Raw genomic sequence first — 15321 nt, 5'->3', positions numbered from 1 at the left:
TGTGACATGAAGCCCATTGGGGCACAAGGGGACAACGTCGCATAGCAATGGCAATGGCCCACAGTCACATCTCCCGCCAAAGCCTATCGAGTCCCAGCCTAACGACAGAAGGCAAACCTTTGATCTTGGCATAAAAATAGCGTCTCCCCGGTTGTGTGGTAGTACGGGGTAGGCGCTATTTGACTTGCCTGATACATCTTGATATCGATACTAGTGAAAAAAGCAATCAGGCTGAAACGGTATAAAAAAACAGGCCGCCAGTGCAGCGCTGCTGAAGAAGGCCACCTATGATGCATGGGCGCATTCTAATTCCGAGGGAGGCCCCCTACGATGTCAAGTAGGGAGAAGTTACAGCTAATAGTCGGGGGTAGTAGATAGCTATGAACGTTAGGTCCGAACAATATATTAGTTATTGTTTTGAAGGAAATAGCGTTCCATAGTTTCGTTATCGTTAGCAAGAGCCCGCTACGCCTCTGAGCCCTGCGAGGAGACTAAAGCTATGCTTGAGCTGCCAGAGCGCGCAGCACCTCGCGCTTGATCGCGGCCGCGGCGCCCCGGGCGTCGTCCGCCTGGGGGATCGCCGAGATCACGGCGACACCATCCGCCCCGGCGGACATGACCTCCGCCGCGCGCGCCGCGGTAATCCCGCCGATACCGACGATCGGCGGGGCAATGCCCTGGGCCCGCAGTGCCTCCAGCACCTGCGGGCCCTGCACAGCACGAGCATCCCCCTTGGAGCTCGTGGGGGAGATCGGGCCGATACCGAGGTAATCGGCCCCCTGCCGGATGGCGGACCTTGCCTCGCTGCCCGTAATCGCGGATACCCCCAGTATCCGCTCGCCGATACGGGCACGCACGCGGTCCGCCGCCCCGTCCTCCTGGCCGATGTGAACCCCATCGGCATCCACCGCCAGCGCCAGCTCTACATCGTCATTGACGATGAACAAAGCTCCCGCGCTGTGGCACAAGGCCCGCAGCCGCCTGGCGAGCTCCAGCCGGGCTCCCCCCGTCAGACTTCCGGGCCCTTTCTCCCGGAGCTGAACGAGTGTAACTCCGCCCTCCAGCGCCTCGCGCACGACCTTGACTGGATTTTCTTTGCAGTTCACAGTACCCACTACCAGATAGAGCTGTAAATACTCTCGCATCCGATCAGAAGAGATTCTGGCGTGTTTTCTGCCGAATTCCCCATTCCCCTTCATACCATCGTCTAACGGACCTTGATTTACCAAATCGCACTTGCCAACTTCCCATTTCCTTTTCCTCATTCCATCATTTCCCCGGGCTTCTTCCGCTGCGCTTTCCCGATCGTTTCCGCCCGCGCTTGCCTTCACAGACATCATATCCTCATTCATCAGACCTTCACCCTCCTTCGACAGTAGGCCCAATGATTGGTTGGTCCATGACCCTGCCCCAGCTCCAAGGTGTCCTCAATCGCCGCTTGGATGAAAGCGCGCGCCTCCTCAACAGCCCGCTCTACCGTCAGCCCCTTTGCCAGGCCTGCCGCGATGGCGGCCGAGAAGGTGCAGCCGGTCCCGTGCGTATGCTTGGTCTTAATGCGTCTGCCAGCGAGTCCTGTAAATGTGCTGCCATCGTACAATAGATCTATTACTCGCTCCCCATGATCATGACCGCCCTTGATGACCACGGTTCGCGCACCATATTCAGCGATACGCTTCGCAGCTTCGCGGCGGTCCTCCATCGTACGGATTTGGATGCCGGATAGCACCTCCGCCTCTGGGATATTCGGCGTAACGATCAGGGCAAGCGGGAGCAAATGCTCCTTCATCGCCTGAATCGCTTCGGTGAGCAGCAGCGACGCTCCGCCTTTGGCGATCATCACCGGATCAATAACAACATTTCGCCAACCGAAGCTGGCAATCTGTCCCGCGACCTGTTCTATAATTTCCGCGTTGAAGAGCATTCCTGTCTTGAGCGCGTCGACGCCGATATCCGAACCTACCGCCCTGATCTGCTCGGCGGATGCCTCAGGCGGCAACGGATATACCTTCTCAACACCAAGCGTATTCTGAACTGTAATCGCAGTAATCGCCGACATCCCAAACACATCCAGCTCCTGAAAGGTCTTGAGATCAGCCTGAATTCCGGCGCCGCCGCCGCTATCCGAACCGGCGATCGTCAGAGCTCTAGGAATACTCATCTTGATTCCCCCCCTGCAGCCTTGCTATTCGGCTCAGCTATAGCTGCATACCCCTTTACTGAATGTGGATGAAGCTTAGCCAGTTCATCCAGAAAAGCAACCTGGAAACTGCCAGGACCTAACGAGGCGGTCCGCTCCGCAGCACGGGCTGCCGCCGCACCGTAATAAGCCAATCCCGCTGTGCCCGCAAGCATCATATCGCGCTCGACCGCTGCGAAAGCCCCCAGCACAGATGTCAGCAAGCAGCCTGCTCCGGTCACCTGCGTCAGCAGCACATCTCCGCCGCTGATGACCCGGTAATGGACCCCATCAGCTATAACATCTTCTTTGCCAGTAATGGCTACTATTGCATTAAATTGGCGAGCCGCCCGGAGTGCGATTTCCGCATTTGCTCCCGCACTGCTCTCGGCCGCATCTACTCCTTTAATGTCTGAGACCTCACCAACCAGGTTAGCGACTTCGGAAGCATTACCGCGAATTAGAGAAATCTTCACTTCACGAAGAATTCGCTGGGCTGACTCCGTACGAAGGCGAGTCGCCCCTACACCTACTGGGTCCAAAAGTACGGGAACACCATGAAGATTGGCTGACTTCCCGGCGATGATCATTGCGTCCACCTGCTCCGTCGACAGCGTGCCGATATTCAGTACCAGCGCACCAGCCACCTTGGCCATATCTGCTACTTCTTCCCTGGCATAGGCCATCACTGGTGACGCGCCAAGCGCAAGCAGACCGTTCGCAGTGAAATTGGTAACGACCACGTTCGTCATATTATGTACGAGCGGCCTTGCCTTCTGTACTTTAGTTAATAGTGCAGCAATATCCTGTTCGAGTGTACTCATTGCAAATCAACCCCATTCTCAAATTTGTAGTCCGGTACCCTTCCCATCTGTTTATCTGATGGCGCAATAAGTTAATAGTCCATTTCACTGCTACTCGGCGAATCACGGCAGACCAGATGATTCCCAGCCAGCATACTGAAGCTCCGATCCCTTAACTGTTCCTACCTCTACGGCTGCATCATTCCCAGCTGCATACCTAATTTCAGCTTTTATATTCATTCCGTTCCAGTTCACTTACACTCCCATTTCTGCACTCATACTCATTCAGTTCCACCACACATACACTCAAATTTCAGTTCTTATACTCTTTCAGCCCCGCTTCCTAAATTCATAGCAACCGGCCATTCTTCCTCGCGGAAGGCCATGTCCCAGAACATATATTCCAGTTGGCAGCTCAGCAGAAAATGCTCTCTCATCCGCAGCCGCTCGGCTTCGGTCACGCGCTCAGCCCAATCGTCCACATAACGGCAGAATCGTTCGGTCAGATCCGACATTCCTCCCCCGTAGAAATCGATCCAATCGTAGAACGGATGCGATTCATCCGGTTTGACTTCCTCCAGCAAACGCTGGCCGATTTCGATATAGGTCCAAGGACACGGCAGCAAAGCGGATACGATCTCACCCAGGCTGCCTTCGTGCGCAACGGTTAGCATATGGCGGATATAATGATGGGCTGAGGGAGCCAGCGGGAACCCCTGGAGTTCCTCATAAGTAACGCCAGCCACGCGGCAAAAATTGTTATGCGGGTGCACTTCGCTATGCAGCACGAAGTTGATCTGCTCGTTGAACATCTCGATCTCTTCCCGCGTCCGGCTCTTGGATATGGCAATGCCATAAATCCGCATAAAGGCGTTCAAATACTCAAAATCCTGCTTCACATAATGGATCAGCTGCTCCCGCTTCAATGTTCCGTCCGCGATCCCACGTACAAATGAATGTTTATAAATAGCTTGAAAAATAGAATCTGCTTGCTGACGAAGCTGTCTCGTAAAACTCATGATCTCCACCTCCAAATTTTTTTGAAACGATAAAAGTTGAACTATCCTCCCAAATGACTAAGTTTTCATTTGTTCAACTTGCATATCTCCTGAATAAAGAAATCCGCTATGAGGGCTGATGAACCCCCTTGATTCGCATGAATATATCAAATGCAGATGCAAATCCCTGTCCGGTTTACACAGCAAAAAGGCCGCTCCGGATATGGAGCGGCCTGTCACTTAACAAATATAGCTATAGCAATTCAGTCCGACTCCACTTTCCTACGCTAGTGCTAACTAGATCAGGTTCAAAGGGTCCAGGATTTATCCTGTCTCAGTCGTTATCACGACTCCCCTAGTGGATTTCCTATTCAATTACCTATTATTTAACTATGGCAGCAGCCGTATGTCAAATAGTGACAGTCCCTGTTGCCTGTCTTATGGCTCCTCGACGAACAAAGGAACCTTCACGAAGCCCTGCTCTGTCATCTTGAACAGACCAAGATCGGAAATACGCAGTTCAGGAATAACCACCAGCGCCAGCAGTGACAAGGTCATGAAGGCATAGTTCATTGTGCAGCCTGCTTGATACAACGCCTGGCTTACCGCACGGGATTGCTCGGCCACCTGTTCGAACGGCGCATTTGACATCAATCCGGCCACCGGCAGCGGCAGCTTGACGATCTTGTCTTCGGTAACAACCGCGATACCGCCCTGCATTTCAGCAACGGTATTTGCAGCCTTGGCCATCAGAGCATCGGAATTGCCGATGATCATCACATTATGACAGTCATGAGCAACGGTCGTTGCGATTGCAGCCGGCACATTGAAGCCAACGCGCGATGCCAGGCCTACGGTCTTATTGCCCGTTCCTTTGTGACGCTCAATGACAGCCAGCTTGGAAATGCCATCCTCTACCCTAAGGGCTACCTGTCCGTTCTCGATCCGTACATACACGAGGTCTTCGGTCGTATCCACATGGTTCTCGCGAACCCCAATAGCTCGCGCCGTCAATTCACCGGACTGGATTGGCGCTTCGATCACAAAGTCCTGCTCAGTCACAGCTCGGGTAAGGTGCACCGAGTTAATAGCCTCCTGCGGATATTCGAATTCAGGCAATTCCACAGTCATCTTGCCATTCTCGGCCACAACTTGTCCAGCCGCAATCGTCATTACAACGTTCACATCGGCCAGATTTCCATCAAGGATGATAATGTCAGCGATAGAAGCTGGCGTAATGGTGCCCACGTCCCGGGCAACCCCAAAGCGTTCTGCCGTATTGATCGTCGCCATCTGGAAAGCCGTTACCGGACGTACGCCCTGCGAGATCGCATGACGAACTACAAAGTCCATATGTCCCTCATCAACAAGAGATTCCGGGCTGCGATCGTCTGTAACGAGCATCATGCGACGTGTATCAATGCCATAGTCGGTATGCGCCTTAATCGATTCGGCAACATCATGCCAAGCTGAACCGCGTCTCATTTTGGCGTACATGCCTCTTCTGACACGCTCGATAACATCCTCAGCGTTCACGCTCTCATGGCAGCCGGTAATGCCGCTGGCCGCATAAGCAGATATTCTCCAGTCATCCACCGGCCACGTATAGTGCCCGTCCGCTACTCTGCCCGCACGCAGCGTAGCCTGAATCTCTCCAATCATCTTCTCGTCACCAAATACTACGCCTGGGAAGTTCATAACTTCGCCCAAAGCGATCATATCAGGCCCCCAAGTGAAGGCTTCAGCAACCTCTGCCGGGCCGATCTCAGCGCCCGCCGTCTCCATATCCGGACCTGTAGACGGAACACAAGAAGCAACCTGCATATAAGCGGCAAGCGGGGTTTGTCTGGCTTCGTCCAGCATGAGTCTCAGGCCCGGCAATCCCAATACATTGGTAATCTCATGAGCATCAAAAAATCCGCCCGTCGTACCCTTCGGAAGCACGGCTCTGGCGAATTGGGTTGGTGTGATCTGACTGCTCTCAATATGACAATGACCGTCCAGCAAACCTGGAGCAACATAACGTCCGGCAGCATCGATGATCTTCGTATCTGCACCGATCATATGGCTGGCATCCGTCCCCACGAAGGCAATCCGGCTGCCTTGAACGCCAATCGATATACCGTCCTGAATCTCTCCGGAACATACATTGACCAGCTTCGCATTCTTGATAACCAGTGTAGCCTTCTTATCTCCCCGCGCCGTAGCAACTAGGTCAGGCACACAATCAGCAAGCTGTGGTCTGGCAAACAACTGTGATGTACTCATGATTATGAAATCCTCCCCTCAGTAATTGTGCTGCTCTAATGCCCTTAATCTCATTGGAGCCAACAGTTTCTAGATGAAACAAGCATATACAATACATTTTAGTTTTGCAATTCTTAATCCCGATTCTACTTTCCTCGGCTATTCCCAATGATAATTCAGAAAATCAAGGTTACTCGAATATAGTTGGCTTGGATTTAGGAATAAATGCATCCCGTTCCCATCCTTCCAGAATCACAATCGTATCAAGTTGAGGGTTATCCGGCCAGAAAATATACCTTTCCTGCACCAACACATCCAGAGCGGATTTGATATCCCGGTATTGACGGCCCGTTGTACGCTCTAACTCGGGCTTTGTCGGCATTCGGCGCCGCTGCGTTGAGAAGTTGTACAGAATTCGGAGCACCTTGCGTTCCAGATCATTTAACATTACTCTCACCTCTTACAGAACATATGTTTGTATTATATGCCTCTTCCAGCAGGATAATCAATATGCGGGGGTCGTTAATATGTAAAAAAAGCCCGCCAACCCATTAAAGGTTAGCAGGCTTCTCTTATTTCGGAGCTTCCACATTTGCTTACAATATGGCCTGTTTATTAGAGGGGTATGTGTGTCAAAGATTAATTAGAAACAAAAGCTTCTCGTAATAATTACCAGCAAGATAAACAGAACCAAGATCGCTCCAGTAGAAGTCCATAATCCGCCAACTCCAGGTCCACAACCTAATCCACCAACTACTTCACCCAACGTGTATCCCTCCTTGATTAAGAGTACACACCATCATATTCCGCGATTGCAACAAATGATTAGGCATCTATCTCTGTATACTTCGCCCAATTATCGGAATACCTGTCTAGGTCGGGTCCATCGTTTCTCTACTTATCTTATCCATCATCTGGACCAGCGCTGATGCCGGGTCTCGACAACCTCACCTGATAATATCGCCTTCTCGATCATCATGCCGAGATAATGATCCTGCGACGCCTCGGCCACACTGTAGAACTCCGGTCCGCCGGCAACATAATCCCCCATCTTCTGTAAGCAGTGGGCAATAGCGATCTCGTCATCATATAATCTGGCCGGGGCATAGGGATTTTCGTACAGCCATTTCTCCCCGCACAAAATCCCTTGCAGGAAGTAGCCCTCCTGATTCTCCAGCTCCCCCTTGTTGATCCGTTTCAGCTCCAATTGGAGCGGTATCGTCGATTCCTGTTGGATCAGAACGCGACCGTCGAAGATTTCTCCGCGCTCCCCTCTGACAGACAAATGGTTCGAACGCGTCCAGGAACGGTGCTGATCCTTCGTAAAATCATATATTCCAAGGCGATCTCCAAAATCGAGCCAGGCCAAATCTCTTTGCAGTGGAATCATTCGATCCTCTGTCGGGCTCCCCTCCCGAGTTGGCCCGCCAACCCACTGCGATTCGAATTGCATTCCTCGAATTTTTACATTTTCGAATGAGATCCCCAACATTTTACGGATAAGACTTACGCCGTGATACAGATGAGATACCGATACCGTTGCCTCTGTAATTCGGCCTAATCTCCCCGACTGAATCAGGGCCAGGCGTGCTTCCTGAATCGGATGGAACTGATATTGCTCAGCCACCTGAATACGGGCACGAGTAGCAAGCAGCTGATCATGCAATTGTTCCAGTCCTTCCAGATCGGGGCCAGGCGGTGTCTCTGCCAATACCGGTATCCCTTCCTCTGCCAGCCTGCACAGATAATTCAGACCTTCATTGCCGCTTACGGAGACGACGATAAAATCCGGGCTTTCGCTTTGCTGCATCTGATCCAATGTCCGATAGGTTGATACGCCCCATTTCTTTTCCATTTCCAGCGCTTTAGCCTCATTCCTGACGACCATACCGCTAACCTGGAACCGCTCGGGCATTGCCTGAGCAATTCTGAGATAATACTGCGCGCGGAAGCCGGCTCCGCCGATAATACTGAATTTCACCGGTTTCATAGTTCCCCTCCTGACATAAGCTCCTGCTTATCTCTGCTATTATTCTTCCTCACGGGAGAGGGCTGAAATCTCCTTCTTGTGAAAGCGCGGTGCGTTCGCCAGCAGACCTTCCCGTGTATAAAATAGGCTATCTGTACTCAAAGGCAGGTTAACCGACCTGCGCATCGTCGCCGCTTCATAGATCGCGGTAATCAGTTCAATCACTTTCCGGCCCTCACGGCCATCGATCAGCACCTTAAGCGAATCATGCTCAATGGCAAGCAGGATATCATTGATCTGTCCGGCATGACCGCTGTACTTCAACGGCTCATAGCCGCTTCCAAATTGCTCGATCTTCTGCTGAAGCGCCTCATTTCGCTCCGGAAATCCGTCCGGTCGTGAAGCGGAGGCAACCACCTTCCACGGGGTTGAGATACTTGCATGCTCGCCTTGAAGGACAATCTGCCTTTCCTCGCCATGATGAACGACTGAACTTGTGACCTGAGCCAGTCCGCCTTGCTCATAACTGAAAATAGCAATCGAGAGATCCTCCACCTCCGAGTTGCTATGCGCGGCATTGCTGATTACAGCCTGTATCGACTGCGGCATCCCCATCATCCATTGCAGCAGATCGATATGATGGACGCCATGATTCAGCGTGCAGCCGCCCCCTTCCTGCTCCCAGGTTCCTCTCCACCACATATCATAGTAGCTGGAGCCTCTCCACCAGTGCGCCTCTACTTGGGCATGCAGGATACGGCCTGCCAGACCGGAATCCAGTATATGTTTAAGCTTCATGATCGAATCATCGAAGCGGCTTTGCCCAATGACAGACAGGATGCGCCCTGCTTTGTCGGCGGCTTCCAGCATGCGATCGCATTCTTCCAGAGACATCGCCATGGGCTTCTCCACCAGAACATGCTTACCCGCAAGCAAACAATCGGCTGCGATCTTCGCATGCGTATGGGGAGGTGTACAGATCGAGATTAAGTCTATATCCTTATTGTGAAGCAGCTCATGATAGTCCTCAGTAACTGTGCAATCGAGCAGGAATTCTTCCTTCAGTCGGTTTGCTCTTTCCACATGTCTGTTTGCAAGCGCGACCACTTCACAACGCTGCGGAAACAGGGCATAGGCCTGAAGATGAGCTCTGGAAATAGAGCCTGTACCTATTATTGCAACGCGAATCATAAGCTCCCCCCTTACAATAAGTTCCGGCTTCATCCAACTGAGGAGCTTTGAAAAAACGCACCTCGAAGGCATTAGCTTCCTCACTGAACCTTGAACTTCTTGAACTCATTTGAATGGACTTCTCTTGAATTCCCTATGAAATTTATGGTTTCAATCTTTTTATTTGATAAGCTCTGTCGGATTCATTCCCGTAACCTTCTTGAATAACGTGCTGAAGTAAGGAACATTCTTATAGCCAACCTGCTCCGCTACCTCATAGACCAGCAGATTCCGCTCCAGCAATAGCTCACGCGCCTTCTCCATCCGTACCCGGGTTAAATAGTTATTGAAGGTCTCACCGGTAATATTTTTGAAGATGATTGATAAATGGTTTCGGGAAATATACACCTTGTCTGACAAATCAGCAAGCGTCAAATCTTCGGCATAATGCTCATGAATATACTGGGTCATAAAATCGACAACCTGTCTGTGCTTGCTGCTCCCTTTCATCTGCCTGCTGTTGCATATCAGCGAGATTTTTGCTGACAGCCATTCCGCCAGCTGCTCAGGCTGGTATAACGTTAGCAGTTCTTTGGCAATCTGGTCATTTGTAAATAGATCGTCGAGGAAAATACCTGCCTCATACAAGCAATAGGTCATGATGCCCCATAACTCGCTGCCTAACATTTGTACATAATCTTTGGAGATTCCATCCTGCTTCCCAAGCTCCTCGATATACTCGGCAACGATCTGCTGCGCCTCGGCCTCCTGAGCCGTCTTCATAGCGCTGGCCAGCTTGAAGGAGAATTTAACCGGGAACAATGCAACCTGCTCCGAATCGTCTCTCATCTGTCCCTTATAATTATATAAATCGTAGGAAGGAACCATCCTCTGTTCTCGGCGATCGATCGCTCGAAAAGCCTCCTCTGTCGATTCCGGCAGCTTCGTCCAATCCTCGCGCACCTTTCCGATCCCGACACAAATAGCCAGCCTTAAGTAGCTCTTGACGTTATCGATCAGCTTGATGCCAAGCTCCCTCAGCGCCTCCTCCAACTGCGCGCAGGAGCGGCCGCGCTCGGGATGGATAATCAACACGGCCCTTGTACTATGGAGCTCTGTATACTCGATAACAGGAAACACCTTTCGCGCGACTTCGCAGACAATATTGCTGATGGCGAAGCGGAACAAATTCCAATCGGATACAGATAGCTCGTTCGCCCGGCCGTCACGAACCAGATCGATCCCCATCGCCACATGGCTGCAATCGGCCCAATACTGATAAGCCTCCGGCAGATGGGCGCCATCTTGATAGTAACGGTTAAGCGTACCTACAGCGGCAGATCTTACCCATTCCTTCTCGATAAAAGGCTCATACATCATCAGCTTATGTTTAAGCTCCACCTGGATGTTAGCCTTCTCTTCCTCTTCAACAAGCTCTTGAATAACTTTATATAAGACGCTCTTTAATGTGGGAACACTGATCGGCTTTGACACATAATCGCTAACATTGTAGCGCAGCGCCTGTCTCGCATGCTCAAAGTCGGAGTATCCGCTCAGGATAATAATTTTCCCGCCGAAACCATCCTTTCTTAAATGCTCGATCATATCCAGCCCACCCATCACCGGCATATAGATATCCGTTATGACAATATCCGGCTGTGTCTCCCGAATCATCTCTAGTCCGTCCTGTCCGTTCAGCGCTTCCCCGGCCCACTCCGCATTCAGTTCCCCCCAGGGGATGACCCGCTTCATCCCTTGCAGTACCTGGCGTTCATCATCAATAATGGCGATCTTCCGCACGATACTTACCTCCTTAAGCTATACCAAGATTCATGTATCAGGGATATAAAGTCCGCTATATAATTCAGTTCTGGACTGAAAGATTTATAACAAGGTAAACGGTAAATAAACCGCTTTCAATTTCTATAATACTTATCGGCATCTCCCATGGGTATAAGAGAGATGCACGATTTATTTAAAAATACACCGAAGTATATGAGAGATTGCTTAACAAATCCCTTTGATAGGAATACCGATCGCAGTCATCCAAAGAGAGCGGCCGCGATCCACAAATAGGTTTTCTTACAATACAGAATTTCATCAGCTTTCGCCGATAAGGTATCAATTCTGAACTAACATGAAGCAGCAAGGGGCTTAAATCAACAGCTGGCTTAATCAACAGCATTCCTTGAATTCAGCGTTGAAATGATCTTCTCTCTAAGCCGGCGGCTTCGTTAATAGAGGGAGGAGAATCTCGACTCGGGTCCCGCCCTCTTGCCGTTCACTGAGAGTAATTCCGTATTCCTCGCCAAAATAGCCCGCGATCCGTTCTCTGACATTGCGAATGCCGTAACCTCCGGTGCGGCGCTTCTGCTGTTCATCGACCGCTCGCGTTAAGCCGCTGCCATCATCATCGATGATAATGAATAGCGAATCTTCATAGGCTGCCAGCTTGATATGGACATAGCCATGCAGCCTTTTATTAAAGCCATGAACAATCGAATTTTCTACAAAGGGCTGTAGTGTTAGCTTGGGGATGAAGAAGGGCCGAAGCTCGGCCGGCGCATCTATCGCGTATTGCAAGCCCCCGCCCCAGCGCAATTGCTGGATCTCCAGGTAACTCTTGATATGCTCCAGTTCATCGCCAATTGTAATGAAAGTATCCCCATTGGACAAGCCGATCCGGAACATGCGTCCCATCAGCTCCAGAATCCGACTGAGCTCATCCTGTCCGGCTTCGATCGCCATCCAGTTTAACTGATCCAGCATATTATAGAGAAAATGAGGGTTAATATTAGCCTGCAGCGCTTCTATCTCTGCCTTGCGCTGCTGCTCATAACGAAGCTGCACAGACTGATACAGCTCCTCGATCCGTTCATTTTGCTTACGGTAACCTGAGAACAGATAACCGAATTCATTCTCATAGTCCGCAGACAGCTCCACATTGTTGCCCTCTACTGAATACATTCTCATTGCCGCCACCAATTCTTTGATCGGCTTCGTGAACTGTTTGCTAATATAGTGTGTCAGCAGCAGGACGATCAGGATGGCAGCAATACCGATCAGCGCAATCACCTCGGCCAATCTGAAGCTGTCCTGTGTAATCTGGTTCCAGGACGTCATCTCGATTAGAGTCCAGTTGGAATTATCCAGCTTCGAATATACGAGCAGAGAATCGCCCACATTCGAATTGCCGCGAATATGGACATAACCGGACTGCTGATCCTTCAGATCAATCCATTTAGATAGTTCGTTCTGATTTAGTACATGGCCGATCTTAACAATCTGCTCGCCTGCCATGTTGGTCATCATCCGGTTCGAACCGGCTGTATTCCCTGATAACAGAGATCGAATCTCCTCGGCTTTGATATGAATGACAAGAACACCCAGAAAGTTATCATCGTACATAATTTTCCGGGCGAAGCTAAGCACGGGAACTTCCCCCTGAAAGCTGGTCACTTCATGTTCACTACTCCAGGCGAAATCATTTTTATCCAATACATGGGACCATTCCTGCCTATTCAAATCGTTAATATCCCGAAATTGAATGTAGTACTTCGTTTCCCCTTGAAAAGGGCGGTTCATATAGAGATCAATTCCCTGTATTAAAGGGATCGAGTAGGTCAAATTAGCCAGTGCATTCTCTACGCCAACATATCTGCGGTAGCGATCATACTCATCTTTTTTGTTCATCAGAAAAGTAATCAACTCATAGTCGCGGGAGGTCGATAGTGAGACTTGCTCGATCATCAGAAGCCGCGTCGTAATCTCATTGTTCAGCTCATCCAGCAGCTGCTGCTGATAATGTGAGGTAGTCCGCACCAGCGCTTTCGATGAGATGCTATAGCTTGTCCAGGCAATCAAAGCGATGACGATCACGATCACACCCGAGAACAGATAGAAGAAAAGCCGGTCGATCCTGAATTTTTTGAAAGGGTTAGTCATGCTAGTCTGCTTCCTCCAATCGCGAAATGAGAAAGAGCGGTAAAGCCGCGAACAAAACAGTTCATCGCTTTACCGCATATAAGCATAGGGATGTTGCCCTTCATTTTATCCTTTAATGCCAGTCGTAGCAATACCTTCTACAAAGTGTTTTTGCAGGAACATGAACACGAGTGTAGCAGGTACGATAGAGACTAACGACATAGCCAGCAATTGTCCCCATTCCTGAGCGGATTGGGAATCGTTAATCATCCGCAAAGCCAGACCTACTGTATATTTATCAACCGAGTTAATATAGAGCAAATGCCCCAGGAAGTCATCCCAGTTCCACAGGAAGCAGAAGATCATCACAGTTACGATCGCCGGCTTCGTCAACGGCATAACGATTCGCCAGTAGATGCCAAACCAGCTGCAGCCGTCGATTTTGGCCGATTCATCCAGCTCTCTCGGAATCCCCCGTACGAACTGGATCAGCAGGAAGACGAAGAAGGTTCCGCCGGCACCCGTTGCCAGCAGGTGAGGTACGATGAACGGAAGGTACGTATTTACCCAGCCCAATTTATGGAACAAAGCATATTGCGGGATAATCAGTACTTGTCCAGGCATCATAATCGTCAACATCAGCAGAGAAAACCAGAAATTTTTAAGTGGAAAATCCAATCTGCCGAATCCGAATGCCACAAGCGTACAAGAGAGCAACGTAACGATTAACACGGCAATTTCAAGCCCGAAGGTGTTGAGATAGAAATCGGTAAAGGAATGACCCGGCACTGAATTCCAGCCTTTTGTGAAGTTGCTCCACTGAGGCACGGACGGAAATATATTGGGAGAGCTCATCTCTGTGTTGTCTTTTAATGCTGCCCCAATCCACCAGAGGACTGGGTATACCATCAATAAGCTGAACAGGATCATAAAAATATGACGGGAGGTTGCTTTCCATTGTTTGGTCATTTTCTCTTCTTCCCTCCTGTTTCTTCGTAGAATACCCAGTATTTCGAAGTACCTGCGATAATAAGCGTAGCCGCGACGATCATAATAAGCATGATCCAGGCCAGAGCAGAAGAGTAGCCTAATTGATAACGGCTAAATGCACGTTCATATAAGTAGAGAGCATAGACATATGTCGAGTTCATCGGTCCTCCATTCGTAATAACGAACGCGGAGGTAAACATTTGGAACGAGTTAATGACCGCCATGATCAGGTTGAAATACATAATAGGCGAGAGCATCGGCAACGTAATCTTGAAAAATTGTACGAACTTGTTCGCGCCATCCACTCCGGAGGCCTCATACAGGTCGGATGGAATCTGCTTCAGCCCCGCCAGGAAAATAACCATCGTCGAACCGAACTGCCATACGCTCAGCAGGACCAGCGTTCCGAGCGCCGTATCGGGGTTCGTGATCCAGCCCTTCCCCGCAATACCGAATACGGCGATAATCTTATTGAACACACCGTCTACGCCGAAGATATTCCGCCACAAGAGCGAAACCGCGATACTGCCGCCGATCAGCGAAGGGAAATAAATCGCTGTACGGTAGAAGGTAATCCCCTTGATCGCCCGGTTAAGCACCATCGCCACCAATAAGGCGAAGATCAGCTTAAGCGGAACGGAAGCCAGCACATACATAAAAGTGACTTTAACGGATTGTACGAATTTGGCATCGGCAGTGAAAATTTGATCGTAATTCTTAAGCCCAATCCAGTTGATAGGTTCCATTAAGGTATAGTCTGTAAAGGAATAATACAAGGATAGAAATAACGGATATGCCGTAAGACAGAAGAAGCCGATCAGCCAAGGCGAAATGAATAAATAGCCTGCGATGGGGGCGTTCCATCTGCTTAGAAAAGGACGGCGTTTCTTAGGAGTCTTGACCGCAGTCGCGGAGACGGCCGTAGAACTTTTCATATGTGCTCACCTCTTGTAGTCAGTTTATATATTAAGTATATAGGCGGCCCAATGGGGACTAAAGGAGAGGAATCCTCGAAATCTTTCAAAATATAACGAAAAAAAGAAG

The 15321-nt window shown here is 50.1% G+C and carries 12 protein-coding genes and 1 riboswitch; all 12 genes read right to left on the bottom strand.

Annotated features, from left to right (window positions below):
• Window positions 1-497: 497 nt before the first annotated feature.
• On the bottom strand, window positions 498-1199 hold the full coding sequence (gene thiE / locus DMN77_RS13505) for a thiamine phosphate synthase (RefSeq protein WP_179015478.1): 702 nt from the start codon (window positions 1197-1199) through the stop codon (window positions 498-500).
• 152 nt (window positions 1200-1351) lie between these two features.
• Window positions 1352-2158 (bottom strand): bifunctional hydroxymethylpyrimidine kinase/phosphomethylpyrimidine kinase, encoded by an 807-nt coding sequence (gene thiD, locus DMN77_RS13500; RefSeq protein WP_068782578.1) that lies wholly within the window; start codon window positions 2156-2158, stop codon window positions 1352-1354.
• Window positions 2155-3000, bottom strand: coding sequence for a hydroxyethylthiazole kinase (gene thiM / locus DMN77_RS13495; RefSeq protein WP_179015415.1), 846 nt, complete (start codon window positions 2998-3000; stop codon window positions 2155-2157). Before thiM ends, thiD begins: the two co-directional genes overlap by 4 nt.
• A 299-nt stretch (window positions 3001-3299) precedes the next feature.
• Complete coding sequence (gene tenA, locus DMN77_RS13490; RefSeq protein WP_179015413.1) at window positions 3300-3998, bottom strand: thiaminase II; 699 nt, start codon at window positions 3996-3998, stop codon at window positions 3300-3302.
• A gap of 241 nt (window positions 3999-4239) precedes the next feature.
• Window positions 4240-4344, bottom strand: a riboswitch (TPP riboswitch).
• A gap of 71 nt (window positions 4345-4415) precedes the next feature.
• On the bottom strand, window positions 4416-6245 hold the full coding sequence (locus DMN77_RS13485; protein ID WP_068782581.1) for an adenine deaminase: 1830 nt from the start codon (window positions 6243-6245) through the stop codon (window positions 4416-4418).
• Window positions 6246-6414: 169 nt separating this feature from the next.
• Window positions 6415-6672 carry a hypothetical protein gene (locus tag DMN77_RS13480; RefSeq protein WP_068782582.1) on the bottom strand — a complete coding sequence of 86 codons (258 nt, stop codon included), beginning with the start codon at window positions 6670-6672 and terminating at the stop codon, window positions 6415-6417.
• A 462-nt stretch (window positions 6673-7134) separates the two neighbouring features.
• Complete coding sequence (locus tag DMN77_RS13475) at window positions 7135-8214, bottom strand: Gfo/Idh/MocA family protein (RefSeq protein ID WP_179015412.1); 1080 nt, start codon at window positions 8212-8214, stop codon at window positions 7135-7137.
• 39 nt (window positions 8215-8253) lie between these two features.
• The gene (locus tag DMN77_RS13470; RefSeq protein ID WP_179015410.1) at window positions 8254-9384 is read right to left on the bottom strand and encodes a Gfo/Idh/MocA family protein; all 1131 of its coding nucleotides are present in this window, start codon (window positions 9382-9384) and stop codon (window positions 8254-8256) included.
• 159 nt (window positions 9385-9543) lie between these two features.
• Window positions 9544-11163 carry a response regulator transcription factor gene (locus DMN77_RS13465; protein ID WP_179015409.1) on the bottom strand — a complete coding sequence of 540 codons (1620 nt, stop codon included), beginning with the start codon at window positions 11161-11163 and terminating at the stop codon, window positions 9544-9546.
• A gap of 417 nt (window positions 11164-11580) precedes the next feature.
• The gene (locus tag DMN77_RS13460; protein WP_068782586.1) at window positions 11581-13308 is read right to left on the bottom strand and encodes a sensor histidine kinase; all 1728 of its coding nucleotides are present in this window, start codon (window positions 13306-13308) and stop codon (window positions 11581-11583) included.
• 105 nt (window positions 13309-13413) lie between these two features.
• Window positions 13414-14256: a carbohydrate ABC transporter permease gene (locus DMN77_RS13455; protein ID WP_179015407.1), complete on the bottom strand. Its 843-nt coding sequence runs from the start codon at window positions 14254-14256 to the stop codon at window positions 13414-13416.
• Window positions 14253-15212, bottom strand: a complete 960-nt coding sequence (locus tag DMN77_RS13450; RefSeq protein WP_068782588.1) for a carbohydrate ABC transporter permease — start codon at window positions 15210-15212, stop codon at window positions 14253-14255. Before DMN77_RS13450 ends, DMN77_RS13455 begins: the two co-directional genes overlap by 4 nt.
• Between the last annotated feature and the right edge of the window lie 109 nt (window positions 15213-15321).

The sequence above is a fragment of the Paenibacillus sp. 79R4 genome, assembly GCF_013393165.1.
Taxonomy (GTDB): Bacteria; Bacillota; Bacilli; order Paenibacillales; family Paenibacillaceae; genus Fontibacillus.
Note: the sequence above shows the minus strand (reverse complement) of the source record. Positions and strands in the feature narration are given on the sequence as shown.

What these genes read in the sequence shown, in the direction of transcription:
- thiE (WP_179015478.1), bottom strand. Translation starts at nt 1,199, where the DNA reads ATGAAGGGGAATGGGGAATTCGGCAGAAAACACGCCAGAATCTCTTCT.
- thiD (WP_068782578.1), bottom strand. Translation starts at nt 2,158, where the DNA reads ATGAGTATTCCTAGAGCTCTGACGATCGCCGGTTCGGATAGCGGCGGC.
- thiM (WP_179015415.1), bottom strand. Translation starts at nt 3,000, where the DNA reads ATGAGTACACTCGAACAGGATATTGCTGCACTATTAACTAAAGTACAG.
- tenA (WP_179015413.1), bottom strand. Translation starts at nt 3,998, where the DNA reads ATGAGTTTTACGAGACAGCTTCGTCAGCAAGCAGATTCTATTTTTCAA.
- DMN77_RS13485 (WP_068782581.1), bottom strand. Translation starts at nt 6,245, where the DNA reads ATGAGTACATCACAGTTGTTTGCCAGACCACAGCTTGCTGATTGTGTG.
- DMN77_RS13480 (WP_068782582.1), bottom strand. Translation starts at nt 6,672, where the DNA reads ATGTTAAATGATCTGGAACGCAAGGTGCTCCGAATTCTGTACAACTTC.
- DMN77_RS13475 (WP_179015412.1), bottom strand. Translation starts at nt 8,214, where the DNA reads ATGAAACCGGTGAAATTCAGTATTATCGGCGGAGCCGGCTTCCGCGCG.
- DMN77_RS13470 (WP_179015410.1), bottom strand. Translation starts at nt 9,384, where the DNA reads ATGATTCGCGTTGCAATAATAGGTACAGGCTCTATTTCCAGAGCTCAT.
- DMN77_RS13460 (WP_068782586.1), bottom strand. Translation starts at nt 13,308, where the DNA reads ATGACTAACCCTTTCAAAAAATTCAGGATCGACCGGCTTTTCTTCTAT.
- DMN77_RS13455 (WP_179015407.1), bottom strand. Translation starts at nt 14,256, where the DNA reads ATGACCAAACAATGGAAAGCAACCTCCCGTCATATTTTTATGATCCTG.
- DMN77_RS13450 (WP_068782588.1), bottom strand. Translation starts at nt 15,212, where the DNA reads ATGAAAAGTTCTACGGCCGTCTCCGCGACTGCGGTCAAGACTCCTAAG.